Below are 25893 nucleotides of genomic sequence, written 5' to 3'. Positions count from 1 at the left end.
GAAATTTCCCCTTCCTTTTTATTTCAAAACAGAATGAAAAAATATTTAGTATTACTTTTTCCTTTACTAGGTATGGGTCAAAACAATCCAAATCCTGGGTATTGGCAACAACATGCGGACTACAAGATGGAAGTCAACATGGATGTAAAGAATTATCAATACAAAGGCAAACAAACCTTAGTATACACAAATAATTCTCCAGACACTTTAAAACGTGTGTATATCCACTTATACAACAATGCCTTTCAGCCTAACAGCCCGATGGACGCTAGACTTAAAACCATCAAGGATCCTGATGCGCGTATGGTCAACAAAGTCAAAGTGGGTGATAAAGAGGTCAAAGAAAGTCGTATCAGCGCATTAAAACCCAATGAGATTGGCTATTTGTATGTCAACAACTTAAAACAAGATGGTGTGGCTGTAACAAGCAAACGCGTGAGCACCATTTTAGAAGTGGATTTAGCCCAACCACTTTTACCAAAAAAAGCAACCACTTTAACTATGGATTTTGACGGTCAAGTGCCCGTTCAAATTCGCAGAAGTGGACGCAATAACAAAGAAGGTATTGAATTATCCATGGCGCAGTGGTATCCTAAAATGGCCGAATACGACATAGATGGTTGGCAAGCGGACCCGTATATTGCGCGTGAATTTCATGGCGTTTGGGGGAATTTTGACGTAAAAATTACCATTGATAAAAATTACACTTTGGGAGCAAGTGGCTATCTTCAAAATGGGAACGAAATTGGAAAAGGCTACGAGGACAATGGTTTTAAAGTAGTATATCCTAAAAAAGCAAAGACCTTAACATGGCATTTTGTAGCACCAAAAGTTCACGATTTTACTTGGGCTGCAGATAAGGAGTATTTGCATGATAAGTTAGTTCGACCTGATGGGGTAACTTTACATTTTATTTACCAAAACAAACCTGAATTCATTCAAAATTGGAAGAATTTACAGCCTAAAACTTCTCGTTTAATGGATATTTACAATCAGACTGTTGGTAATTATCCTTACAAACAATATTCTGTCATTCAAGGAGGCGATGGGGGGATGGAATACGCTATGTGTACCCTAATTCTTGGTGAAGGCACTGAAGAAGGTTTAGTGGGTGTAACAGCACACGAAATGGCACACTCTTGGTTTCAACATATTTTAGCTACTAATGAGAGCAAACACAGTTGGATGGACGAAGGCTTCACTACTTGGTTAGAAAACTACGGTTTAAACGAAATTGCTGATAAAAAAGTAGAGAATCCTCACGAAGATTCATACAAAGGGTATTTGTCCTTAGTAAAATCAGGAAAAGAACAGCCGCAAGGCACCCATGCCGACCGTTATGACGAAAACCGTCCGTATAGCATCCAAGCCTATAGCAAAGGAAATCTTTTTCTTACCCAACTAGAATATTTAATTGGAAAAGAGAATTTACATAAAACGTTAAAGCGTTTTTATACCGATTATAAGTTTACACACCCAACCCCTACGGATATTATTCATACCGCAGAGAAAATTTCAGGGGCAAATTTAGATTGGTACTTAACGGAGTGGACAAAAACAACCAATACCATTGATTACGGTTTCAAAGAAGTTACTGCCCAGGAAAACAAAACCAAAGTAACTTTAGAACGCCTAGGAAGAACTCCTATGCCTATGGAAGCTCTGGTGACCTACGAAGATGGTAGTCAGGAATTATTCTACATTCCGCAAACCTATATGCGCTGGTCAAAACCAAATGCAACCAATCTAAAACGCACCGATTTAGATGCTTGGGATTGGGCTTATCCTACTTATGAATTCTACATTCCTGCCGCATTAGCTTCTATTAAAAGCATTCAGTTAAACCCGAGTGGCTTAATGGCGGATATTAATAAGGAGAACAATAGTTATAAAAAATAATCACTATTTAAAAACTCAATACTGATATTTATCAATAATTTTATTTAGTTCTTAAATTAATTTTGCTAATATTGAAGTAGTAACAAAAAACCAACTAACATAAAATGAAACCAGACTTATTTCAATCTCCAGATTATTACCAATTAGACGATCTTTTAACTGACGAACATAAACTTGTACGTGATGCCACGCGTGCATGGGTAAAAAAAGAAGTATCACCCATTATTGAAGAATATGCACAACGTGCCGAATTTCCCCATCAAATTGTCAAGGGACTAGGAGAAATTGGTGGTTTTGGTCCATACATTCCAGAAGAATATGGCGGAGCAGGATTAGATCAAATTTCATATGGTTTAATTATGCAAGAAATTGAAAGAGGTGACTCGGGTATTCGTTCTACATCTTCTGTACAATCTTCTTTGGTTATGTATCCTATTTGGAAATACGGTAATGAAGAGCAACGCAAAAAATATTTACCCAAACTAGCCACTGGTGAATGGATTGGTTGTTTTGGATTAACGGAACCTGATCATGGTTCGAATCCAGGAGGAATGGTAACCCATTTCAAAGACATGGGCGATCATTATCTTTTAAATGGTGCTAAAATGTGGATTTCAAACGCTCCTTTTGCACAAATTGCTGTGGTTTGGGCTAAGAATGAAGAAGGACGTATACACGGACTGATTGTGGAGAGAGGAATGGAAGGGTTTACGACTCCTGAAACACATAATAAATGGTCGCTAAGAGCATCAGCAACTGGAGAACTTATTTTTGATAACGTAAAAGTGCCTAAAGAAAACCTATTACCTAACAAGTCAGGTTTAGGAGCGCCACTGGGTTGCTTAGATTCTGCCCGTTATGGCATTGCTTGGGGTGCTATAGGTGCTGCTATGGATTGTTATGATACTGCTTTGAGATATTCGAAAGAGCGTATACAATTTGACAAACCAATTGGTGCCACACAACTGCAACAAAAAAAATTAGCCGAGATGATTACCGAAATCACAAAAGCACAATTGTTAACTTGGAGATTAGGTGTTTTACGCAATGAAGGTCGCGCCACATCAGCTCAAATTTCGATGGCAAAACGTAACAATGTGGATATGGCATTAACTATAGCACGCGATGCGCGACAGATGCTAGGCGGTATGGGTATTACTGGCGAATATTCAATCATGCGCCACATGATGAACTTAGAGTCAGTAGTTACTTATGAAGGAACACACGACATACATTTATTAATTACAGGTATGGATGTTACTGGCTTCCCTGCTTTCAAATAATTGAATTATAAATAAAATTGATAACAGATGCTTCTCTACATGGAGGGGCATTTTTATTTTTGCATAAATTTTCAAAAAATGAGTATCGAATCTATCCATAAAAACATCCAACCTCTAAAGGATGTCTTACTAAACCATTCCTTATACCCACAAATCACGACTCCTGAAACCCTAAACTTATTCTTAGAACATCACGTTTATGCGGTTTGGGATTTTATGTCGTTATTAAAAGCATTACAAACAAAACTTACTTGCACTACTACCCCTTGGAAAGCATCTATTAACCCTGAAGTGCGTTATTTAATTAACGAAATTGTATTGGCAGAAGAATCGGATTTAACCTTAGATGGAAAACGATTGAGCCACTATGAAATGTATATAGAAGCCATGCAAGATTGTGGTGCTTCCACGACAGCTATAGAATCTTTAATCCAAAGTCTTAATGAGACACAAAATATTTTTGTAAGTATCAATCAAAGCCCAATAGCTGACGCAGTGAAAGAATTCCTTACTTTCACCTTTAAAGTAATAGAAAGAGGTCAAGCTCATGAAATTGCAAGCGCCTTTACATTTGGTAGGGAAGATTTAATCCCAAGTATGTTTACTGCCATTTTAAACAATTTCAAAGAAGCATTCCCTGAAAAAGACTTTTCAAAGCTGATATACTATTTCGAACGTCATATAGAGCTAGATGCAGACGAACACGGACCTATGGCTATGCAAATGATTACCTCACTAGCTGAAAACAATCCTATTAAATGGCAAGAAATGGAAAAAGTAGCTATGGAAGCTTTAGAGAAAAGAATAGCATTATGGGATGCTATTAAAACAACATTACCGGAAAAAACTTTAAGTTTTTAATTTATTCTTTTGTGAGATTTTTTTTCAACCATATAAGACATATAAGAAATTTAAGTTTTGTATTAGACTTATATAACTTATATGCCTTAAATGGTTTAAGCCTTACTCTTCCAATTGCTTCCTATACACCTCAAAATTCGCTTTTACTTTTTCATCTAAATCGGGTTCTTTGATATCTGTATATTTTTGTAGTTCCTCCCAAATAATTTTCCCTACCATATAGCGCGCCATTTCTTTATCATCGGCTGGAATAATATACCAAGGTGCATGAGGTTTTGAAGTTTTATTAATTGCTTCTTCGTAGTATTTCATATAGTCGTCCCAACGCTCACGTTCTTTTAAATCGCCTGGCGAAAACTTCCAATGATGTTCTGGCTCCTCTAAACGACGCAACAAGCGTTTGCGCTGTTCTTCCTTGCTCATATGGAAATAAAACTTTAAGACTATAGTTCCATTTTGCGTGATATGTTTTTCAAAATTATTGATTTGCTCCATTCGATTTTCCCAAAATTCAGGAGTAATATCTTCAACATGGGTAATGTTAGGTAAATTTTCATTCAAAATATACTCAGGATGCACTCGAGTGACCAACACGTTTTCATAATGCGTACGATTAAATACGGCAAACTTACCTTTTTCGGGCAATGCTAAATAATGACGCCATAAATAATCGTGTTCCAATTCTGTACTATTGGGCGTTTTGAAACTATGAACCACTACCCCACGCGGATTGAATTCTTTAAACACCTCACGAATCAAACTATCTTTCCCCGAAGTATCCATGCCTTGTAAGCAAATCAAAACCCCATATTTATTGTGAGCATACAATACATCTTGCCAAGTACTCAATGGCTCTTGAACCTCATCAAGCAATTTTTCTTTTTCTTTATCTTTTAAGGAAGTTTCAACTTCAGTAGGATAATCAGCCAATCGAAAAGGTTTGGTAATTTTATAATCTTCTGAATTAAAAGTAGTCATCGTTTTCAAGTATATTTGTTTATAAAATCAACACAAAAATAGGAACACCAAAAAGTTAATTCTTTTTGTGTTTGTATGCCCATTTTGCTTAAAAGTAAATGTATGGAAAAATTTGAATTATTTGTATTCTTAACACTTAAAGGTATTGGTTCTGCCAGCGGTATTCTTTCTTACAACGACCATTTGTATTTGATTTCCGACAATAGCACTTATTTGTACGAATACCATCAAAAAAGCGAAACGCTAAACAAAATTGCACTCACCCCGCAAGCTCAAGATAATATTCCAAAAAAAGAAAAACCAGACTTTGAAGCCATTACCCAAAAAGGCAACAAACTCCTATTATTTGGTTCTGGTTCCACAGACAAACGTTGTCAAACAGTTTCCTTTCATTTAAAATCAAAAGAGATTAAAACTAAAGATTTAAGCGCTTTATACCAAACTATTAAAAGCCAATGCAAGCTCGATTCCGATGAACTAAATATAGAAGGTGCCCTCTATTTTGGTAAAAATCTTTTACTTTTTCAAAGAGGCAATGGAAATGAAGGCAAAAATGGTATCATTCGTATTTCAGACGAAGACACAATAACTGACTTCACAACGGTTACCCTCCCCAAAATAAAAAATGTCGCCACTACCTTTACTGATGCTATTTTGGTTCAGGATACCATCTATTTTTTAGCTTCGGCGGAAGATACGACCTCAACCTACCACGATGGAGAAGTTTTAGGAAGCATTATAGGCACGCTAAACCCCAAAACACTCCAACTTGAAAACACCCTACAAATTTCAGGCACTCACAAATTTGAAGGACTTACATTATTTCATTCCTCTGAAAATAATTTAGAATTTTTATTATGTGAAGATAATGACACCGATGATAGCAATGCTAAAATTTATAAATTGAAAGTCTCGAAGAAGCTTGATGATTAGTGAAGAGTTATGAGTTATGAGTTATGGGTTATCAGTTATGCGTTATAAGTTATGAGTTATGAGTTATGAATTATGAGTTATGAATTATGAATTATGAGTTATGAGTTATGGGTTATGAGTTATGAGTTATGAGTTATGAGTTATGGGTTATGAGTAAATATTCAATAAAGCTTGGATACTGAACACTGAACACTGACAACTGAACACTGATAACTGACAACTGAACACTGAATACTGATTACTAAAAACTGAACACTAAATTTTTCACCCTCCTTCCAACCTTTTTACGAAAAAACTCCTCTTTAGTTATAAAGACCATAATCGTGATAGACGAACAACTCATAGAAGCCTGTAGAAAAATGCATCGAGATGCCCAGCGTAAGATGTACGAACAGCTAGCGCCCAAACTCTATCAAGTGTGCAAGCGTTACTTAAAAAAAGAAGAAGACATAGAAGAAGTATTAGCCGATGCTTTTTTTATACTATTTACCAAATTAGACCAACTTAAAGAGAACAAAGCTTTTTATAGTTGGGCTAAAAGAATCACGGTGAATGAATGTCTGCATCTATTAAAGAAAAATGTGAATTTCAATTTGTATCTCGAAGAAACTTCGTTACGTGTGCAACCCGAAGTTGCAGAAAACACCCAATTGGAAGAACAAGATATGCTGAAACTATTGCAGTACATCCCTGAAGGATGTCGAACCGTATTTAATTTATATGTTATTGAAGGCTATGCGCATAAAGAAATTGCCAGTATGCTCAAAATTTCGGAAGGTACATCTAAATCGCAATTGAATGTGGCTAAAACGAAATTAAAAGAACTTATCAATAACTTTTATTATCAAAACGCGCAATAAATAGCATTTGAAAATTAATTCAGCTTACAATGGAACATCAAGACAATATATTTGAACAATTTAAGAAAGCATCCGACAACACAGCGGAGACCGATTTTCCTGGAATGGAAAAAGTATGGTCGCGGATAGATGCTAAATTGGACACCGAAGTGTATCAATTACAAAAACGCACGAATAAAGCCTGGCAAAAATATGCCATCGTCGCTTCATTAGTTGTAGGTACCGTTTTTGCTTTTCAATTATGGAAACATTTTGAATCACCTAAAACCTTTGAAAACAATGTTGTAACAACCAAAGAAAACCCAAACAACCTTCCAGTCTTGCCCGACACTACTGCGGTGGTAACGACCGAACCTTCTTTAATTGATAAAAAAGAAATTGAAAAAAGCTTACGCGAACAACTCAAAAATGCCGAAGTCGTTGCAGTTGTAGACACCAAGCCTACGGCTGATTCTATTACGCCTCGTGTTATGGCTACTCCTCCGGTTATGCCGATGGCGGAAGAAAAATCATATACTGATTACAATTACAGCCGTGGTGCCGTAGCTTCCAAAAGAGCAAAAACCGAAGTGGCCGAACAAGACAGCAAGAAAGAGACTTCTAAATCGGCGACTATGGTACAAAAAGCACCGCCATTAGTGGTTATAGATGGCAAGGCAACCGATAAGAAAGTGTCTGATATAGAAAACGAAGACGATTTAGAAACCCTAGTAGAACTTAAAGAACCGCTATACATCATTAATGGTAAAGAATATACCGAAAAGGAACTCTTTGGACCGCATCCTACTTCGCCTTATTACCCATTGAACAAACAAGAAATTGAAGCCATATCGATTTACCAAGAAGACGAAGCCATCGAATTGTATGGTAACAAAGGTAAAAAAGGAGTGGTTGTAATTAAAACTAAAGGAGGGAAACCAACTAAAAAATAAAATATGAAAACAGTAATTCTATATATATCACTATTTTTTTTCTGCCTAATAAGTTGGTCTCAAGAAAAAGTCACAGGTTGGAAAATAAATTCGAATCCAATTTACATACTCGATGGTAAAGAAATAAATCCTTTAGGTTTCAAAAAAATCGACCCTAATACTATTGATACAATTAATGTATTGAAAGGGGAAAATGCTAAGGCTATTTACGGTGAAAGAGGTGTTAATGGCGTAATTCTATTTAAATCGAAAGTGATTGACCCCACTTTCCTAAAATTATACGCTGTAAATTTCACAACTAACGAAAATAAAAAAGTAATCAATTTATCAGGAAAGATAATGGATTGTGAACATACTGTTTTAAATAATATCACAATCACAAATCTAAACACAAATGAAAAAAATACAAATCAAACCGATGGTACTTTTCAATTAAAATGTCATAAAGAAGATGTAATAAGTTTTAAAGGTGTTAACACTGAGGAAGTGCGTATTTTAGCTTTGAAAAAAGATTTAAAATTATCAATTACACTTAAAGAGTCTGATTCTATTATTACCAATCCGACTAGACCAGGAGCCGTTATAATAAAAAAACCTGTGATTTATCTTTATCCAAAACAGCAAACTGAGGTCGATTTAAAAATTAATTTCAATGGAAATTTACTAACCACTTTTCCTAAATACAATAATGGATGGCAAGTAACAGCATATCCTGATGGCAAGATTTACGACAAAACCACTAAACGTTTTTACAATTCCTTGTTTTGGGATGGAAAAAGAAATTTTGATACAGAAAACACACCTACTACAGGATTCCTTGTCGAGAAAGAACAACTATCCTCATTTTTGATTGAAAAACTTGAAACCATTGGATTAAATACTACAGAAACAAATGATTTCATTCAATTTTGGTTACCCATTTTAGAGGCTAATCCGTATAATTTTATCCATTTTAAAATTAATGAAGCTTGTGATAGTATATCTATTAATGAAAACAGACCTCAACCTGATACAGTAATTAGAGTCATGATGGAATTTCATAAATCAGATAAGAATCATCAGGTAAAAGAACAAAATCTTAAATCCACCTCACGAAAAGGATTTACGCTAGTTGAATGGGGAGGCTCAGAAATCCCCAATAATTCTAAACAAAATAGTTTATAAAAAACTCTTATCAAAAGAGAAAAAATCTAGTACTAACATATAAAACCATTACATCATGAAAAGTTTAAAACTTCTTTCATTAGCCCTTGCTATGCTTATAAATTTCATGAGCTGGGCACAAGATTCAAACAACAATGAAGCGAATCTATTAAAAACTATTACAGGAATTGTAAGCGATGCTTCAGGACCATTACCTGGAGTAAGTGTAACGGTAAAAGGTACGAAACGAGGTACGGCAACAGGATTTGACGGAAAATACAGCATCAAAGCAAAAGAAGGCGAACAACTCGTTTTCAGTTTTATGGGCATGCGTGAGGTAACTAAAACCGTGGGCAAGTCAAATATCATCAACACGGTTATGCAAGATGATGCCAAACATTTGGGTGAAGTTGTTGTTGTAGGATATGGCACTCAAAAGAGAAGCAAAAAAATAACATCTTCTCAAACAAGAGTCAAAGGAATTACTATCAGTGCTTCGCCTAATAAAATGGTAATCCGTGGTAATGCTAGTGAATTAGATAAAGAAGAAAAAACGATACCTGGCATAAAGGATACAGTTATCAAAGAGGACAATCACGAAGACTACGGTGTTCTGATTGAAAACATATTTGAAAGTCCAAAACAATCGCCTTTATCTACCTTTTCCATAGATGTTGATAATGCTTCTTACACCAATATTCGTCGTATGATAAACAATGGTCAAAAAGTCCCTAAAGATGCGGTGCGTATTGAGGAAATGATAAACTTTTTCAAATACTATTATCCACAACCTGTAGGAGAACATCCTTTTGGCATCAATACCAACTATAGCGATTGTCCATGGAATCCAAACAACAAATTAGTTCGTATAGGACTGCAAGGCAAAAACATCCCTATGGAACATTTGCCAAATTCTAATTTTGTGTTCCTAATTGATGTTTCTGGTTCAATGAGCGCCGAAAATAAATTACCGTTGCTAAAACAATCGATGAAATTATTAGTAAGCGCACTACGTCCAGAAGACAAGGTTTCTATCGTGGTATATGCAGGTGCCGCAGGTTTAGTATTGCCACCAACATCTGGAAACAAAAAAGATGTTATTATCCAGGCATTTGAAAATTTACACGCTGGAGGGAGTACTGCAGGGGGCGAAGGAATTAATTTGGCCTATAAAATTGCACAAGAAAATTTCATCAAAAATGGTAATAACCGCGTGATTTTAGCAACCGATGGCGATTTTAATGTTGGCGCTTCATCAGACAATGATATGGAACGTTTGATTGAAGAAAAAAGAAAATCGGGGGTATTTCTAACTTGCTTGGGGTATGGCATGGGGAATTACAAAGACAGTAAGTTAGAAACATTAGCCAATAAAGGCAACGGCAATTATGCCTACATCGATAACATCCAAGAAGCCAATCGTTTTTTAAACAAAGAATTCAAAGGGACTATGTTTGCGATTGCCAAAGATGTAAAAATTCAAATTGAATTCAATCCTAATTTGGTACAATCCTACCGTTTGATTGGGTATGAAAACCGAAAATTACGCCCAGAAGATTTTACTAATGATGCCATCGACGCAGGAGAATTAGGCAGTGGGCACACGGTAACTGCTGTGTATGAAATTGTACCTGTAGGCGTCACCTCTCCTTTTTTCAAAGAACCAAAAGATTTGAAATACACAACCAATGAAAAAATGGCAACGAATTTCAACAACGAATTGGCTACCATTAAATTTCGATACAAAAAACCAGAAGAAGAACAAAGCATCGAGATGGTACGTATTATCCCGAACCAATCGGAAAGGGTTGAAAACAGCAACAAAGATTTTCAGTTTGTTAGTGCAGTAGCTTGGTTTGGTTTGTACTTAAGAGATTCTAAGTTGGTGGAGAAAAAATCTATCGAAGACATCCTTCAAATGGCGAAAAATGGGTTGCAAAATGACCCCGACGGCTACCGTTCCGAATTCATCCGATTGGTAGAAAATTATCAAGAGTTTTAAGTTTTAGTTAGGTTCATATTGTTTGGTTGAGTAGTCTCTCGATGGCATGGCTTTCGAGGGACTTACTTTTTAGAGCCATTTTTAAATTTTATCATTTCTTTAACTTTTTTCCTACTAAAATTGGTCTCGAATTTGTAGAGGAAGTTCTACAAGAAGTTACGATTTTCAATCGTTTTAAAAAAATTGAAAAAAAGCATGCAGTTTCAATTCTTTTAAAACTTTTCGATACATCAAAAATCAATAAACATATTTCAAAAAAATGAATTGTTCCGATACAATTCCCACATGAGGTATGTTCGAAACTAAAAAAAATTAGAACCATGAAAAAATCAATTTTAGTAGTAACCAGTTTACTCACCCTAGCATTTACCGCATGCAAACAACATTCCGACTTTGATTCGGCCGCAGAAATGGAAGTTGCCGTTACCGACTTGGCTGAAGAAGCAGAAGAAATTCCCCTTAACCCAACTTCAAATACGGAAAGCTATGCCGAAATTGAAGAGAACAAATTTGAAAGTCCAGCTACAAAACCACTTTCGACTTTTTCTATCGATGTGGACAATGCAGCGTATACAAACATCCGTCGTTTTATCAACAATGGTCAAGAAGTACCTAAAGATGCGGTGCGTATAGAGGAAATGGTAAATTATTTCAATTATTCGTATCCACAACCCGATAGTCAACATCCGTTTTCAATTCATTATGAATACAGCGATTGTGCTTGGAATACTCAACATAAGTTATTAAAAATTGGACTCCAAGGCAAGAAAATAGCCACAGACAACCTGCCCCCATCTAATATTGTATTTTTAGTAGACGTATCTGGTTCTATGAACGATGAAAACAAATTGCCTTTGTTAAAAGAATCGATGCGTGTTATGGTCAAAGAACTCCGAGCTATAGATAAAGTGTCGATAGTAGTTTATGCGGGCGCTGCGGGTGTGGTGTTGCCTCCTACATCAGGTGCTAACAAAACCGAGATTATGAACGCGTTTAACAACTTAACCGCTGGAGGAAGTACAGCGGGGGGCGAAGGCATCGAATTGGCATATCAACTGGCTCAAGAAAACTTCATCAAAAATGGAAATAACAGAATTGTCTTAGCTACTGATGGTGATTTTAATGTAGGTCCTGCATCAGACAAAGAAATGGAACACTTGATTGAAGAAAAGAGAAAATCAGGTATTTATCTGACTTGTTTGGGCTATGGTATGGGGAATTATCAAGATAGTAAAATGGAAATCCTAGCCGATAAAGGCAATGGCAATTACGCTTATATAGATAATATGCAGGAAGCTAACCGTTTTTTAGGTAAAGAATTTAAAGGAACTATGTTTGCAATTGCCAAAGATGTTAAAATACAAATTGAATTCAATCCAAAATATGTGCAATCGTATCGTTTGATTGGGTACGAAAATCGTAAACTAAACGATGAGGATTTTAAAAATGATGCCGTTGATGCAGGCGAATTAGGTAGTGGTCATACCGTGACCGCCTTGTACGAAATTATCCCTACAGGTGTGGAAAGTACGTACTCCCCTGCCAAACTTAAATATACCCAAAACACAACCGTAGCTTCTAATAGCAACGAATTAGCAACCATCAAATTTAGATATAAAAGACCCGACGAAAATTCGAGCCATGAGATTGTAAAAGAGGTCGTTGATACACCCATTGCTTTCGAAAACAGTTCCAAAGATTTCAAATTTGCCTCGGCAGTAGCTTGGTTTGGTCTTAAACTAAGAGATTCTCAATATGCTCAAAATAAAAATCCTGAGGATATCATAACGTTAGCGCGTCATGGCATTGCTAATGATTCCGAGGGCTATAAAGCCGAAATGGTCAGACTTATAGAAAGTAGTAAAAGTTTTTAGTTGTTTATTGTTCCTTTTTGTTCCCCCTTTTCGTTAGCGAGAAGGGGTTACTTTTTTTAAGTCAAACCTATCACATGAAGTTATTTTTTAAAAAACTAAACATAAGATAAGTTCTCGATACATTTTTCTTCATTACATTACGAAAAATCACTCAAACGGACGGTAAAATATACTAACGCGGTTATCGTTAGTTGGAATACGGAGCATATCAGAAGTAATTTATAGTAAAAAATATTTAATGTATTTTATCAGTTAAATAATAACCATTAATGCTACATTGTTTTCATTTTCTTTACCAGAATATTTAAAAAAACCTCCTGCTGGTCAACAAATAAAAAATGAGAACAATTTGGAATGATTTCCAAATGGTTTTGCCCTATCATTTCCCTTAACTCCTGCAATTGTTTTTTTGAAAAAATACCATCATCCTCACCATATATACCGATTACGGGTAGATTTTGTGCAACAATTCGTTTCAATTCAGTCTTAGTATTCGTGTTACTCCTTTTTTCATGGGCAAAGAATTTTAAAGGCGATTCCTGATTGCGAAAACTTGATTTAAAAAAATCAGATTTTTCAAAGGCGCTACGTAGCCCAATACTCTCCGTCGTTGGGTTTGGCATATCAAATAATTTTAATTCACTGGCTATCGCAAAACATTTTTTTCGATATTCAGCAGTATGCTTATCAAGCTTAGCAATATCTATTAACTCATTTCGTTTTAACGCATTCTCTTTGTAAAACAAATTCGCTTGAGTACAAATATAATCATAGGTCTCCTGTTGAGAAAACAACGCTCCCGCCAACACAAGGTTTTCTACTTTTTCAGGATATTTCTCCGTAAACAAAGTTGCTATAATTCCACCAAAACTATGAGCTAACAAAGAAGCCTTTTTTAAATCATATTGCCGATAAATCTGCAACAAATCCTTAAACGATTCTTCAAAAGTCATGGTGGCCATTTCATCCTTAGACCTTCCCTCGCCGCGTCTGTCGTAAACAATGACATAAAAACCTTTATCGGCTAGTAGTTTTGCGGTGGTCCCTTCAAACAAATTTGCATTACCACTAGGGCCACCATGAATAAAAATAATGGCTGGATTTTGAATTTCGCCGTAGGCTTTTGAATATAATTCTTGCGCTTGGATTTTTACTGCATTAAAACACAAGAAAAAGAATAATAGAAATCTCATTAAATTAATTAAAAAAAGTAAGCGCTAGACAAATATGCTTCATTGCAAAAAAAAAGGTAGACTATGTCTACCCTTTATGCCCCAAATCTACCATAACTTAACCTACTTATGTAATGGTAAATCAAATATATACTGCTTTATTCAAATTCAAAAAGAATATCGTTGAAAGACAAATATATCCGTTAAAAGCATTATTTATAATAATTAAATAATTTCTCTAAAAGGAACGCAACTATTTTGTTTTCTTTACATATTGGGTAAGAATAACTATATATTGACCATCAACACGACCTTCAATTTGCTCTGCATTATCCCATACCAACTTAATATTATGGACAGGAGCGCCTCTCTTAGCCGTAAAATTAGCACCTTTAACATCAAGATCCTTAATTAAAACTACCGAGTCACCGTCTTGTAAAATATTGCCATTAGAATCTTTATGTACAATTTTATCATCCTGTGTATCCGCTTCGCCAGTAGCTTTAGCCCATTCTAGAGCATCTTCATCTAAATACATCATATCGACTAAATCGTTTTTCTTTAAACGATTCAGCATACGCCAGGCTACAATTTGAACAGGTAAATTCTCATTCCACATTGCATCAGCTAAACAATGCCAATGATTTGGATCGGTAGCCTCTGGTGCATCTAACTGGGTGATACAAGTAGTACAAGCCAATATACTATGTTCTAAACTTGGTTCAGTGATTGGAGCAACCGTATAAACGGCTAAATCATGTGGATTACCACACAATTCACAAATAGAACCACTTCTATCCTTGAGTTTTTTTTCAACTACACTCATTACAAATTAAATACAGCACTTAAATTAACATGGAATTGATTGTTTAAATAATCAAATTCAGAAATATTGCTTTTATATCTAGCCAATGGAAAGCCTACCTCTGCTTGTAAACCAAAACCATCTGAGAAAAAATAACGAGATCCTAAATGCGCACCGAAGTTTTTCAATCCTAAGTCCAAACCTGGGTATACATCAATTTGTTCAGGTAAATTCATTACTTTTCCTAGATTAGCATTGAATCTAGCTCTAACATCTACTCTGTCTTTAAAGTCAGGTTTTTCACCCAAAATTTCTGTAGCACCTAATAAATAATTACCAGTAAATCCTACAGATATATTTTCACCTAAACCATAATCCATACCTACTACTAAGCCAGTACCACCACTTTGCAAATTTGCACCGATATGTAGCTTTGTATCTTCTTTACCTTTATACGCTTCTTGTGCATTTGACATCAAACCAGCCAATGCAAAAACGATTAATGTTATTTTTTTCATATCAATTGATTTTTTTGGCAAATATACACAGATAGAGACTAATTACGGCCTTTTTCATCAGGATATAACTCAAAAAGCGGTTCGCTTTGCCAAAATTGTTTAGTATCAATATCCATTATGGTTAATCTTCCATGATAAGCCGCTCCAGTATCTAAGTTCCATACATTCGCTCTATTCATTGGAGTTGTTTCTCCAACTTGAGTCACAGAAGTATGTCCAATATAAATTTCTGAGTAATTTTTTAAACGCTTTGGATAAACTACGGAATCAGTGGCTAAATTTGGATCAAGTCCTAAAACAGTTTCCCACAACGTTCTATCCCAATACAAAAAACGAGGGTAATGCTCATGAGTAACCCCTTTCATATTCGTAAAACCTGCATGTACAAACAATCTTCCTTGTTCATCTAAATGATAATTTTTCAAATTTAAAAGAAAAGCGATATGTTTTTCTTTTACACTTAAACTTACCTTTTCATAAGCATTCACAGTCGAATAGCCTCCATGGTCTAACCACATCAGATTATCATGTTTAGTTTGCAACCAATGCAACAGCAATTCATCATGATTACCTCTTAAAAAGACACAATCTATCTTATTATTTAATGCGATAAGAAAGTCTAATACTTCAACAGATTCGCTCCAACCATCAACATAATCTCCAAGAAAAATCAGCTTATCTGTTAATTGAATTCTAGCTTTTTCAACAACTTGAATCAAAGCTTTATACCCTCCATGAATATCTCCTATAACTAAATTTCTCATCCTAAAAATTTAACAAAATACGAGGAAAATCCTCAGTAATTTCTTAGATAAAATCCATAATTTTACCTTATTAACAAATTAAAAATCAAAGCATTATGAAAAATTTATTTTATTTAGCAAGCATGTTTATATTTGTAGTTACATCTGTTTATTCCTTTTATGATACAAATTCAAACATTAACAACAACAAATCAAATCAAACTGAAAAACTTTCAGTAATTTCTTCAGATATGGCTAACGATCACGAACCTATCTTAAAGCCAACTAAACCATAATATTTTTTTTTATTTCCATATTAAACAAATATAATCTTTTTAAATTTGATGAAAATTAAAAATTTGAAGAGGTTATATTTGTTTGTATTTTTTATAGTCGTTTTTGGTTGTAAAGACAACAAAAAAAACGACAACAATTCCCATTCCTTAAACGTATTGCTTTCTGAAGCAAACAATTTCAACTATTCAATAGAAGAACGAAAAAAACTAATACAGAAGTCTGAAAAAATAATTGAAACTTTTCAAAACAACGATTCTATCGTAAGAGAAAATTATTTCAAATTAGCAGGACGGTTCTACAACATTGATGATCTAGAAAATTACCATAGAATTTCAAAAAAAGTACTCACCCTTTCTAAACAAAGTAAAAACCAATACGATATAGCCCGAAGCCTAAATTACGTAGGCGACTACTACTTTACTAAATTCAAAAACGATAGTGCCTATTACTATTTCACAAAAGCTGAAAAGAAATTTGACTCGCTTAGCAAAACAAAAGATTTAATACGAGTAAAATTTTCAAAATCAGATATCTTATTATTTGAAAAAGATTTTTCTGGAGCCGAGGTTGAAACTATTAAGATTTTAAAAATAGCTAAAGCAATAAATGACAACCGTTTAGTTTATGATTGCTTAGTAAACTTAGGAAATGCTTTAGTTGGACTAAACAATATAGACGAAGCCATTGGCTACTACCTTAAAGCACTCACAACGCTGAACGAGCTAACTACAGATCCTCAATACCTAGAACTTAATGCACAAACCTATAATTGCTTAGGAAAAGCTTATGCTAAAAAAGAGGATTATTACGAATCTATAAACTACTACGACAAAGGAATTGAAAGCTTAGAGAACAGCAATACGAATTCGCAAATATATTCTTCCTTAATAGGAAATAAAGCCTATTCACAACTAAAATTGGGCGAATTTGAATTAGCTGAAGTAAAACTTTTCGAAGCTCTACATGATAAAGAAAAGGAAGGTAACATCCCTGGAATTGTTTACCTTGACCTCCATATTGGTGAATTATTTATCACTCAAAAAGAATACAAAAAAGCATATTATTATCTAAATCGTGCTTTAGTCTACGCACAAAAAAATGAAATCCTAGAAGATGAATTAAAAGCATTACGACTACTTTCTAAATTAAATTTACCCAATAAATCCAAATTATACGAAAGATATATCGAATTAAGTGATAGTCTTTTAGATTCTGAAAGAGCCAACAGAAATAAATTTGCACGAATTGAATACGAGACAGATGAGATTTTAAATGAAAAGAAAATCATACAACACCAAAAAGAAGAAATATCATCACAGCGTTGGTACATCCTATTTGGTAGTTCTGGTCTAATTCTTTTATTAGGCTTGATTTACAACAGTAAAATGCAATACAACAAAAACAAACAATTACAGTTTGAAAGGGAACAACAAGAAAGCAACGAACAGATTTACAAATTAATGTTAAGACAACAGACCTTAATAAATGATGTGCGTCAAGAGGAAAAGAAAAGGATTTCTCAGGATTTACATGATGGTGTGATGAGCAGGCTGACCAGTACAAGACTAAATTTATTTATCTTATCCAAAAAAAACGACCCTGAAACCATACGAAAATGCTTAATACACATTGAAAAAATACAAGATATTGAGAAAGAATTAAGAAACATCTCACACGATTTAAACAAAGAAAGTCTACTCGAAAAAGATAGTTTTAAAGTAATCATCAACGATCTTTTTGAAGAATACTGTGAGGCTATAAATGTAACCTATCAGATTAAAATTGATAAAAACATTGCTTGGAATGCTATGGATAATACACTAAAAATTCATTTGTATCGAATTATGCAAGAATGTTTACAGAACATTTACAAATATTCTGAAGCTACTTTAGTAAATTTGTCTATCAAAAAGGTTTTAGATCGCATAATAGTTGACCTAGAAGATAACGGTGTTGGATTTGAAGTTGAAAAAGCTAAAGAAGGAATAGGTTTAAAAAATATGTCTTCCAGAGTTAATGCACTAAATGGAGAATTCAAAGTGTACTCAGCTGTTTCAAAAGGCACCCATATAAACATATCGTTCCCGTACTAATGAATGTAAAAGTATTAATTGTAGACGACCACCCTTCAATGATAGAAGGGTATAAAGTAATTTTGTCCTATAATGATTTCGGTTATGAAATTGAATGCGTTTCTGCTTTTTCAAGTGAATCAGCAAGTTTGAAAATTGTAGACAAAAGTGATTTTGATGTAGCCTTTTTAGATTATAATTTACCTCCTTGCGAAAAAATGCATATTCAAAATGGAGTTGATTTAGCTAAATTAATACGAAAACAAAATCCTAACACAAAAATTATTTTTTTAACATCCCATTCTGAATCTATCATTCTTTTCGATATGATTACAACAATTAATCCCGAAGGAATATTAGTAAAAAGTGATTTCACCGCCGAAGAATTACTTACTGCTTTTGACATGATTGTTCGTGGGCTGACTTACAGAAGTGCAACAGTAGATCATAATGTAAAAGAGCTACTAGGAAACAAAATTTATATAGACGATTATAATCGTCAGATAATATCTTTATTATCCAAGGGGATTAAAACCAAAAATATACCCAATTATTTAAACCTATCTATCAGTTCAATCGAAAAGAGGAAAGCAAATATTCGCACATTTCTAGGTATTGAAGGTGGAAAAGATGAAGAAATCGTACAAGCAGCAAGAAAAGCAGGAGTTATTTAATAGTAAAAAACAGTCACAATAAACTAATTCTTTGCACTTTCCAACTTATAGTAGTATCTTTGCGCTCTAATTTTCAATTCGTTTATGAACAAATTATTGATCGTAGGAACAGTAGCTTTTGATGCTATTGAAACGCCGTTTGGTAAAACTGATAAAATCTTAGGTGGAGCAGCCACTTTTATTGGCTTATCTGCTTCTCATTTTAATTTACAGTCAGCAATCGTATCTGTTGTAGGTGAAGACTTTCCCCAAGAACACATCGATTTATTAAAATCAAGAAATATTGATGTAACTGGCTTAGAAATAGTAAAAGGAGGAAAAACATTCTTTTGGAGTGGTAAATACCACAATGACTTAAACTCACGTGATACTTTAATTACTGAATTAAACGTATTAGCTGATTTCAAACCTGTGGTGCCTGAAAATTTCAAAAATGCAGATGTTGTAATGCTAGGCAATTTACACCCATTAGTGCAGTCAAGCGTTTTAGATCAATTAACTGAAAAACCGAAGTTAGTAGTACTAGATACTATGAATTTCTGGATGGACTGCGCATTACCTGAATTAAAAGAAGTAATGAAACGCGTAGATGTCATTACCATCAACGATGAGGAAGCACGTCAATTATCAGGTGAATATTCACTAGTTAAAGCCGCTGCAAAAATTCACGAAATGGGACCAAAATATGTGGTAATCAAAAAAGGAGAGCACGGAGCTTTACTATTCCACGAAAAACAAGTTTTCTTTGCCCCAGCATTGCCTTTAGAAGAAGTCTATGATCCAACTGGAGCTGGAGACACTTTTGCAGGAGGTTTCTCAGGATTTATCACTCAAAGCGAAAACATCTCTTTCGATAACATGAAAGCAGCAATTGTTCACGGTTCAAACTTAGCTTCATTTTGCGTGGAGAAATTTGGAACAGAACGAATGGTTAGCCTTACCAAAGACGAAGCAAAAAATCGCTTAAAACAATTTAAAGCCTTGACACAGTTCGACATAGAATTATCATAGTTTTACGCCCCGTTTTTTCGGGGCTTTTTATTTTTTATCACTCAAAAAAACCGATGCTTTTCGGGTACAACTACACACAACAACAATAACAACAACACAATGAGCGATGCAATTAAACACGAGTGCGGTATTGCACTTTTGCGATTAAAAAAACCTTTAGAATATTACAAAGAAAAATATGGCACAGCCTTTTACGGTGTTGAAAAAATGTATTTACTTCTTGAAAAACAACACAATAGAGGTCAAGATGGCGCAGGACTTGCAAGCATAAAACTGGATGTAAATCCAGGCGAACGTTACATAAGCCGTGTACGCTCTAATCAAGCGCAGCCTATACAAGATATTTTTGCTCAAATTAATTCACGCATCAATCAAGAATTAGAATTACATCCTGAATATAAAGATAATGTTGCCCTGCAAAAAGAAAACATCCCTTATGTGGGCGAAGTTTTCCTAGGCCATGTACGATATGGAACTTTTGGGAAAAATAGTATTGAAAATGTACATCCTTTTTTACGCCAAAACAACTGGATGCACCGTAATTTAATTGTAGCAGGGAATTTCAACATGACCAATGTGAAGGAATTATTTGCTGATTTAGTGCGTTTAGGTCAACACCCTAAACAGATGGCTGATACCGTTACGGTCATGGAAAAAATTGGTCATTTCTTAGACGACGAAATAACTGATTTATACCAAAAATGTAAAGAAGAGGGTATGTCTAAACAGGAAGCATCTCCTGTTATTGCTGAGCGTTTAGATATTGGCAGAATATTGCGAAGAGCTTCTAAAAACTGGGATGGTGGATATGCTATGGCGGGTATGATTGGTCATGGCGATGCATTTGTTACACGTGATCCTGCTGGAATTCGTCCTGCATTTTATTACCAAGATGACGAGATTGTTGTAGTTGCTTCAGAGCGTCCAGTGATTCAAACCGTCTTCAATGTGCCTTTTGACGCCATTCAAGAAATCACACCAGGTCACGCTTTAATCATTAAAAAAAATGGCACTGTACTCGACGAGAAAGTACGTGAGGCAACTCAAAAGAATGCTTGTTCATTTGAGCGTATCTATTTCTCAAGAGGGAGTGATGCTGAAATTTATCAAGAAAGAAAAGACTTAGGTAAATTAGTCTTACCACAAGTTTTAAAAGCGATTAATAATGATACGGATAATACTGTTTTTTCGTATATTCCTAATACAGCTGAAACCTCTTTTTTCGGTATGGTTGAAGCGGCCAACGACTTCTTGAATCAACGTAAAATAGATACTATTTTGCAGCATAAAGAACAGTTATCCCCAGACAAACTAAAAGAGATTTTAGATGTTAAAATACGTTCTGAAAAGATCGCAATTAAAGATGCTAAATTAAGAACATTTATTACCAATGATGACTCAAGGGATGATATGGTGGCTCATGTTTATGATGTTACTTATGGAGTTGTGAAACCAACAGACAACCTTGTTATTATTGACGATAGTATAGTAAGAGGTACAACTTTAAAAAAGAGTATCATCAAGATGATGGATCGTTTAAATCCTAAAAAGATTGTAATTGTATCCTCAGCGCCACAAATTCGTTATCCAGACTGTTATGGTATTGATATGGCTAAGCTTGAAACTTTAATTGCTTTCCAAGCTATGCTTGAACTATTAAAGGAAAACAACAAATATCATTTAGTAGAAGAAGTTTACGGAAAATGTAAAGCACAAGAACACAAACAAGATTCAGAAGTAGTTAACTATGTAAACGAGCTTTATGGTCAGTTTACTGACGAGCAGATTTCGGATAAGATTGCTGAAATGCTAAAGGAGCCAACCATCAGTGCTGAAATAAACATCATATTCCAATCTGTAGAAAACTTACACAAAGCTTGCCCAAAAAACCTTGGTGATTGGTATTTTACTGGTAATTATCCGACTGATGGAGGTAATCGAGTAGTAAATAGAGCTTTTATGAATTTTTACGAAGGCAAAGACGCGAGAGCCTATTAAGAGGTAGATATTGCATTTTATCGACTTTTTGAACAGTTCAGCGATTTTCTTTGACAATACAATACAAACACCATAAATTTGCCTCACCATTACAATAAGTAGGTTAAGTTTATGGTAGATTTGGGGCAAAAAGGGTAGACAATGTCTACCTTTTTTATTTTACAAAAATTCCTTCTTTAAACGAGTTTTCAAGTCATTCAGCGATTATATTTTTATTACCAATAAATTTTAAATAGTTTTATCTAACCATTACATAAGTAGGTTAAGTTATGGTAGATTTGGGGCAAAAAAGGATAGACAATGTCTACCTTTTTTATTTCACACCAATAACGAAAGTTCTTTATTTATGATTCACCTCAACGAACCCTATACACAAAAGCTCTAAATTATAAATCACACATAAAAAAACCGCTTCAACATAAATTGAAGCGGCTAATACTAAAAGAAATCAACTATTATAAATCGAATTTAATACCTTGTGCTAATGGTAAATCCGTTGTGTAATTGATGGTATTGGTTTGTCTTCTCATGTAGATTTTCCAAGCATCAGATCCAGACTCACGTCCCCCACCTGTTTCTTTTTCTCCACCAAAAGCACCTCCAATTTCAGCACCAGAAGTACCTATGTTTACGTTAGCAATTCCACAGTCAGAACCAGCATGCGATAAGAAAGCTTCCGCTTCACGCAAATTATTGGTCATAATCGCAGAAGATAACCCTTGTGCTACTCCATTTTGAATTTCAATAGCGTTAGTTACTTCACCTGAATACTTCATTAAATATAATACTGGAGCAAATGTTTCGTGTTGTACAATTTCGAAGTGATTTTCAGCCTCAGCAATAGCAGGTTTTACATAACAACCACTCTCATAACCTTCACCAGTTAATACACCGCCTTCAACTAAAATTTTACCACCTTCAGCAACCACTTTTTCTAACGCTTTGTTATACATCGCTACCGCATCTGTATCGATAAGTGGTCCTACGTGATTGTTTTGGTCTAACGGATTACCAATACGTAATTGACCATACGCCGAAACGATAGCATCTTTTACTTTATCATAAATGCTTTCGTGGATGATTAAACGACGAGTAGACGTACAACGTTGACCCGCAGTACCTACAGCCCCGAATACAGCTCCAATAACCGTCATTTTAATATCTGCATCAGGGGTAACGATAATAGCATTATTTCCACCTAATTCTAATAATGAAGTTCCTAAACGTCCAGCCACCGCTTGCGCTACGATTTTACCCATACGCGTAGAACCTGTAGCAGAAACTAATGGCACTCTCTTATCGTGCGACAACAATTCTCCAATTTGGTAATCCCCATTTACAATACATGAAATACCTTCTGGTAAATTATTTTCTTTAATTACTTCGGCAATAATATTTTGACAAGCTACCGCACAAAGAGGTGTTTTTTCAGAGGGTTTCCATACACACACATCACCACAAATCCATGCTAAAGCTGTGTTCCATGCCCAAACTGCAACTGGGAAGTTAAACGCTGAAATAATACCTACAACCCCTAGTGGATGATATTGCTCATACATACGGTGTCCAAAACGCTCCGAGTGCATGGTTAAACCGTGTAATTGACGTGATAATCCTACGGCAAAATCGCAGATGTCAATCATTTCTTGTACTTCTCCTAAACCTTCTTGGTACGATTTCCCCATTTCGTAAGAAACCAATTTTCCTAGAGGCTCTTTATATTTTCTTAATTTTTCACCAAATTGACGAACAATTTCTCCACGTTTTGGAGCTGGCATCGTTCTGAAAGATTTGAAAGCGGTGGTAGCTGCTTCCATTACTTTTTCATAATCTTCTTTAGTAGAAGCCTGAACTTTTCCTATTAATTGACCATCTACTGGAGAATATGATTCAAAAATTGCTCCATTAGCAAACCATTCAGCACCTGTTGAAGATCCTAAATTGATTTCTTTCACTCCTAACTGCTCTAACGCTTCTACAATTCCAAATTGCTGAGCTACTGTCGATTGTGTTATTGTTGACATGATAACTTTTTTATCTGTTTTTGTTAAAAAATGTATGCAAATGTATAACTTATTCTCTAATTTTTACCCTAAGTATTTGTTAATCTTGCACAAATCGTGGATCAGATTCCATCACATGCCCACAATTTTTACAAGTTCTTTTAGTTTCAGATTTATAAAAGTCTTTAAAATGACTTAGAAAATCCTTTTCGATATCTTTTAAATCAAAATAAACTTCGTGTAATTTCTCATTACAACGATCACAAAACCACAAAAGTCCGTCTTTACCTTCGGTTCTTTTGCGCTCAATAACCAAACCTATTGAACCTTCAGTTCTATTAGGGGAATGGGGCACTTTTGCTGGGTGCAAATACATATCTCCCGCTTTGAGCGTCATCGCTCTTTTTTCTCCTTCTTCTTGAATATAAACCGTAATTTCTCCTTCTAATTGATAAAACAATTCTTCCGTTTCATTATAGTGATAATCTTTACGAGCATTAGGCCCACCTACAATCATGACAATATAATCACCAGAATCAACATAAAGATTTTTATTAGCTACAGGAGGCTTTAACAGATGACGATTATCCGCAATCCATTGGTTCAAATTAAAAGGTTTCGCTATAGACATAATTTTTTTGAGTTAAAATTACACATAAAAAAATCCCGAGTTAACGGGATTTGTCATTTTTTATTTAAATTCTTTTACAAGATACACATACGATGGGAAGTGATCAGAAAAACCAGGCCCTACATTAGAATTTCGCAAAGCATATCCTTTATATTGACCAGTTTGCTGAATCATGAATGATTTGTTGTAAACTCCAGCTTTCCAATATTTCCAAGTTGAATAATCTTTATCCTTTGGCAACAAGGCTTCCGTGAAAATAATTTGATCAAAGAAATCCCAAGCATCTCTAAAAGCTAAAGTTCCGATCCCTTTCTTAAGCATTTTCTCTGCGGGATTGTACATTCCCATTGGTTTCACCTCTTCAACTTCACCTTTAGCACCTAAAACCTCTTTCACACTCTTGTTAAAAGGACCATCATTCAAATCACCCATGGTGAAGATTTTAGCTTTAGGATTGATTGTTTGCAAAGAATCGATAATTTTTTTATTCAAAGCAGCCGCTGCTTCACGTAAAGGACTACTTGCCTTTTCGCCTCCACGACGCGATGGCCAGTGGTTGATAATAAAGCTCATTTCTTCACCATCTAAAGTACCAGTAATCAAAACTTCATCGCGAGTATAAATTCTTTTTGTGGTAGCATCTACAGCATTATCGTCGCTCTCAGAAACATTTTTATCCTTATCTTTCGCTTTAGCGTCTTGCTGATTTTCAGAAATAATCAAAGGATAATTATGATGACTGGTAGGATTAAAATGCGCCTTTTGATATAAGAAACCTACATCTATCCCTCGACGATCAGGCGAGTCATAATGCACAATACCATAATTAAAAGGCAACAATAGCGGATGCTTAATTAAATCTTCTAACACACGACGGTTTTCAATTTCAGCAACCCCTAAAACAACAGGAGCATTTTTCTGAGATTCGCTAGTTCCTAATTGAGAGATTACTCTAGCCAAGTTATCTATCTTTTTAGCATAATTTTCTGGGGTGTAAATAAAATCCTCATCGTTAGTATTAGGATCATTCACCGTATCAAAGAAATTTTCAAGGTTATAAAAAGCTATAGTGTTTATAGCCACTCTTTTTGTCTGAGCCACAGCATTTAAGCCTAACAACATGATAAACAGACAGGTAAATTTAGTAATTTTCATACAGTTATATTAAAAAAACATTAATTCGTAGAACAAATTCGACGCCAAA

22 protein-coding genes are annotated in these 25893 nt (G+C 34.8%); 14 read left to right on the top strand and 8 right to left on the bottom strand.

Annotated elements, in window-relative coordinates; genetic code table 11:
* Positions 1–33 precede the first annotated feature (33 nt).
* From ACQY29_RS05205 to ACQY29_RS05195, 3 genes are all read left to right on the top strand, one after another.
* The gene (locus tag ACQY29_RS05205) at positions 34–1899 is read left to right on the top strand and encodes a M1 family metallopeptidase (RefSeq protein WP_428224186.1); all 1866 of its coding nucleotides are present in this window, start codon (positions 34–36) and stop codon (positions 1897–1899) included.
* Between the two features lie 104 nt (positions 1900–2003).
* The gene (locus tag ACQY29_RS05200; RefSeq protein ID WP_428224185.1) at positions 2004–3182 is read left to right on the top strand and encodes an acyl-CoA dehydrogenase family protein; all 1179 of its coding nucleotides are present in this window, start codon (positions 2004–2006) and stop codon (positions 3180–3182) included.
* Between the two features lie 78 nt (positions 3183–3260).
* Entirely contained in the window at positions 3261–4043 is a 783-nt protein-coding gene (locus ACQY29_RS05195) for a DUF3050 domain-containing protein (RefSeq protein WP_428224184.1), read from the top strand.
* Positions 4044–4145: 102 nt separating this feature from the next.
* Here ACQY29_RS05195 and ACQY29_RS05190 read toward each other — a convergent pair whose 3' ends face one another.
* Complete coding sequence (locus tag ACQY29_RS05190; protein ID WP_428224183.1) at positions 4146–5021, bottom strand: PPK2 family polyphosphate kinase; 876 nt, start codon at positions 5019–5021, stop codon at positions 4146–4148.
* 102 nt (positions 5022–5123) lie between these two features.
* Between ACQY29_RS05190 and ACQY29_RS05185 the strand changes: the two genes are divergently transcribed.
* From ACQY29_RS05185 to ACQY29_RS05160, 6 genes are all read left to right on the top strand, one after another.
* Positions 5124–5954 (top strand): DUF6929 family protein, encoded by an 831-nt coding sequence (locus tag ACQY29_RS05185; RefSeq protein ID WP_428224182.1) that lies wholly within the window; start codon positions 5124–5126, stop codon positions 5952–5954.
* A 359-nt stretch (positions 5955–6313) separates the two neighbouring features.
* The gene (locus ACQY29_RS05180; RefSeq protein ID WP_428225875.1) at positions 6314–6814 is read left to right on the top strand and encodes an RNA polymerase sigma factor; all 501 of its coding nucleotides are present in this window, start codon (positions 6314–6316) and stop codon (positions 6812–6814) included.
* A gap of 29 nt (positions 6815–6843) precedes the next feature.
* Positions 6844–7746 (top strand): hypothetical protein, encoded by a 903-nt coding sequence (locus ACQY29_RS05175; RefSeq protein WP_428224181.1) that lies wholly within the window; start codon positions 6844–6846, stop codon positions 7744–7746.
* A gap of 3 nt (positions 7747–7749) precedes the next feature.
* On the top strand, positions 7750–8910 hold the full coding sequence (locus ACQY29_RS05170) for a hypothetical protein (RefSeq protein ID WP_428224180.1): 1161 nt from the start codon (positions 7750–7752) through the stop codon (positions 8908–8910).
* Positions 8911–9016: 106 nt separating this feature from the next.
* Positions 9017–10891: a YfbK domain-containing protein gene (locus tag ACQY29_RS05165; RefSeq protein WP_428225874.1), complete on the top strand. Its 1875-nt coding sequence runs from the start codon at positions 9017–9019 to the stop codon at positions 10889–10891.
* Positions 10892–11211: 320 nt separating this feature from the next.
* Positions 11212–12765, top strand: a complete 1554-nt coding sequence (locus ACQY29_RS05160) for a vWA domain-containing protein (protein ID WP_428224179.1) — start codon at positions 11212–11214, stop codon at positions 12763–12765.
* A gap of 272 nt (positions 12766–13037) precedes the next feature.
* Here ACQY29_RS05160 and ACQY29_RS05155 read toward each other — a convergent pair whose 3' ends face one another.
* The 4 genes from ACQY29_RS05155 to ACQY29_RS05140 form a co-directional block, all read right to left on the bottom strand.
* Positions 13038–13958 carry an alpha/beta fold hydrolase gene (locus ACQY29_RS05155; protein ID WP_428224178.1) on the bottom strand — a complete coding sequence of 307 codons (921 nt, stop codon included), beginning with the start codon at positions 13956–13958 and terminating at the stop codon, positions 13038–13040.
* 232 nt (positions 13959–14190) lie between these two features.
* Positions 14191–14763, bottom strand: coding sequence for a PhnA domain-containing protein (locus ACQY29_RS05150; RefSeq protein WP_428224177.1), 573 nt, complete (start codon positions 14761–14763; stop codon positions 14191–14193).
* Positions 14763–15260, bottom strand: a complete 498-nt coding sequence (locus tag ACQY29_RS05145; RefSeq protein WP_428224176.1) for a DUF6646 family protein — start codon at positions 15258–15260, stop codon at positions 14763–14765. Before ACQY29_RS05145 ends, ACQY29_RS05150 begins: the two co-directional genes overlap by 1 nt.
* Before the next feature lie 38 nt (positions 15261–15298).
* Complete coding sequence (locus ACQY29_RS05140) at positions 15299–16024, bottom strand: metallophosphoesterase family protein (RefSeq protein ID WP_428224175.1); 726 nt, start codon at positions 16022–16024, stop codon at positions 15299–15301.
* Positions 16025–16119: 95 nt separating this feature from the next.
* Here ACQY29_RS05140 and ACQY29_RS05135 point away from each other — a divergent pair, with 95 nt between their 5' ends.
* The 5 genes from ACQY29_RS05135 to ACQY29_RS05115 all read left to right on the top strand — a co-directional run bounded on the left by ACQY29_RS05135 (position 16120) and on the right by ACQY29_RS05115 (position 22055).
* Positions 16120–16299, top strand: coding sequence for a hypothetical protein (locus ACQY29_RS05135; RefSeq protein WP_428224174.1), 180 nt, complete (start codon positions 16120–16122; stop codon positions 16297–16299).
* 48 nt (positions 16300–16347) lie between these two features.
* Positions 16348–18393, top strand: a complete 2046-nt coding sequence (locus ACQY29_RS05130) for a tetratricopeptide repeat-containing sensor histidine kinase (RefSeq protein ID WP_428224173.1) — start codon at positions 16348–16350, stop codon at positions 18391–18393.
* Positions 18393–19046: a response regulator gene (locus ACQY29_RS05125; RefSeq protein ID WP_428224172.1), complete on the top strand. Its 654-nt coding sequence runs from the start codon at positions 18393–18395 to the stop codon at positions 19044–19046. Before ACQY29_RS05130 ends, ACQY29_RS05125 begins: the two co-directional genes overlap by 1 nt.
* 84 nt (positions 19047–19130) lie before the next feature.
* Complete coding sequence (locus tag ACQY29_RS05120; RefSeq protein WP_428224171.1) at positions 19131–20057, top strand: PfkB family carbohydrate kinase; 927 nt, start codon at positions 19131–19133, stop codon at positions 20055–20057.
* Between the two features lie 99 nt (positions 20058–20156).
* The gene (locus ACQY29_RS05115) at positions 20157–22055 is read left to right on the top strand and encodes an amidophosphoribosyltransferase (protein WP_428224170.1); all 1899 of its coding nucleotides are present in this window, start codon (positions 20157–20159) and stop codon (positions 22053–22055) included.
* A 455-nt stretch (positions 22056–22510) separates the two neighbouring features.
* Here the strand turns inward: ACQY29_RS05115 and amaB are convergent, their stop codons facing one another.
* From amaB to ACQY29_RS05100, 3 genes are all read right to left on the bottom strand, one after another.
* Positions 22511–24079, bottom strand: a complete 1569-nt coding sequence (amaB, locus tag ACQY29_RS05110) for an L-piperidine-6-carboxylate dehydrogenase (RefSeq protein ID WP_428224169.1) — start codon at positions 24077–24079, stop codon at positions 22511–22513.
* A 79-nt stretch (positions 24080–24158) separates the two neighbouring features.
* On the bottom strand, positions 24159–24689 hold the full coding sequence (locus ACQY29_RS05105; RefSeq protein ID WP_428224168.1) for a 3-hydroxyanthranilate 3,4-dioxygenase: 531 nt from the start codon (positions 24687–24689) through the stop codon (positions 24159–24161).
* Between the two features lie 60 nt (positions 24690–24749).
* The gene (locus tag ACQY29_RS05100; protein WP_428224167.1) at positions 24750–25844 is read right to left on the bottom strand and encodes an endonuclease/exonuclease/phosphatase family protein; all 1095 of its coding nucleotides are present in this window, start codon (positions 25842–25844) and stop codon (positions 24750–24752) included.
* Positions 25845–25893: the final 49 nt, after the last annotated feature.

Origin of the sequence: Flavobacterium sp. (assembly GCF_965262375.1) — a bacterium.
Lineage (GTDB): Bacteria > Bacteroidota > Bacteroidia > Flavobacteriales > Flavobacteriaceae > Flavobacterium.
This window is presented reverse-complemented; position numbering and strand designations above follow the sequence as displayed.

Bases quoted from the DNA above. Each gene is read 5' to 3' on its own strand.
- ACQY29_RS05120 (WP_428224171.1), top strand. From the start codon at position 19,131: ATGAACAAATTATTGATCGTAGGAACAGTAGCTTTTGATGCTATTGAA.
- ACQY29_RS05190 (WP_428224183.1), bottom strand. From the start codon at position 5,021: ATGACTACTTTTAATTCAGAAGATTATAAAATTACCAAACCTTTTCGA.
- ACQY29_RS05170 (WP_428224180.1), top strand. From the start codon at position 7,750: ATGAAAACAGTAATTCTATATATATCACTATTTTTTTTCTGCCTAATA.
- ACQY29_RS05200 (WP_428224185.1), top strand. From the start codon at position 2,004: ATGAAACCAGACTTATTTCAATCTCCAGATTATTACCAATTAGACGAT.
- amaB (WP_428224169.1), bottom strand. From the start codon at position 24,079: ATGTCAACAATAACACAATCGACAGTAGCTCAGCAATTTGGAATTGTA.
- ACQY29_RS05140 (WP_428224175.1), bottom strand. From the start codon at position 16,024: ATGAGAAATTTAGTTATAGGAGATATTCATGGAGGGTATAAAGCTTTG.
- ACQY29_RS05185 (WP_428224182.1), top strand. From the start codon at position 5,124: ATGGAAAAATTTGAATTATTTGTATTCTTAACACTTAAAGGTATTGGT.
- ACQY29_RS05175 (WP_428224181.1), top strand. From the start codon at position 6,844: ATGGAACATCAAGACAATATATTTGAACAATTTAAGAAAGCATCCGAC.
- ACQY29_RS05105 (WP_428224168.1), bottom strand. From the start codon at position 24,689: ATGTCTATAGCGAAACCTTTTAATTTGAACCAATGGATTGCGGATAAT.
- ACQY29_RS05195 (WP_428224184.1), top strand. From the start codon at position 3,261: ATGAGTATCGAATCTATCCATAAAAACATCCAACCTCTAAAGGATGTC.
- ACQY29_RS05125 (WP_428224172.1), top strand. From the start codon at position 18,393: ATGAATGTAAAAGTATTAATTGTAGACGACCACCCTTCAATGATAGAA.
- ACQY29_RS05155 (WP_428224178.1), bottom strand. From the start codon at position 13,958: ATGAGATTTCTATTATTCTTTTTCTTGTGTTTTAATGCAGTAAAAATC.
- ACQY29_RS05205 (WP_428224186.1), top strand. From the start codon at position 34: ATGAAAAAATATTTAGTATTACTTTTTCCTTTACTAGGTATGGGTCAA.
- ACQY29_RS05180 (WP_428225875.1), top strand. From the start codon at position 6,314: ATGCATCGAGATGCCCAGCGTAAGATGTACGAACAGCTAGCGCCCAAA.
- ACQY29_RS05135 (WP_428224174.1), top strand. From the start codon at position 16,120: ATGAAAAATTTATTTTATTTAGCAAGCATGTTTATATTTGTAGTTACA.
- ACQY29_RS05160 (WP_428224179.1), top strand. From the start codon at position 11,212: ATGAAAAAATCAATTTTAGTAGTAACCAGTTTACTCACCCTAGCATTT.
- ACQY29_RS05150 (WP_428224177.1), bottom strand. From the start codon at position 14,763: ATGAGTGTAGTTGAAAAAAAACTCAAGGATAGAAGTGGTTCTATTTGT.
- ACQY29_RS05100 (WP_428224167.1), bottom strand. From the start codon at position 25,844: ATGAAAATTACTAAATTTACCTGTCTGTTTATCATGTTGTTAGGCTTA.
- ACQY29_RS05130 (WP_428224173.1), top strand. From the start codon at position 16,348: ATGAAAATTAAAAATTTGAAGAGGTTATATTTGTTTGTATTTTTTATA.
- ACQY29_RS05165 (WP_428225874.1), top strand. From the start codon at position 9,017: ATGAGCTGGGCACAAGATTCAAACAACAATGAAGCGAATCTATTAAAA.
- ACQY29_RS05115 (WP_428224170.1), top strand. From the start codon at position 20,157: ATGAGCGATGCAATTAAACACGAGTGCGGTATTGCACTTTTGCGATTA.
- ACQY29_RS05145 (WP_428224176.1), bottom strand. From the start codon at position 15,260: ATGAAAAAAATAACATTAATCGTTTTTGCATTGGCTGGTTTGATGTCA.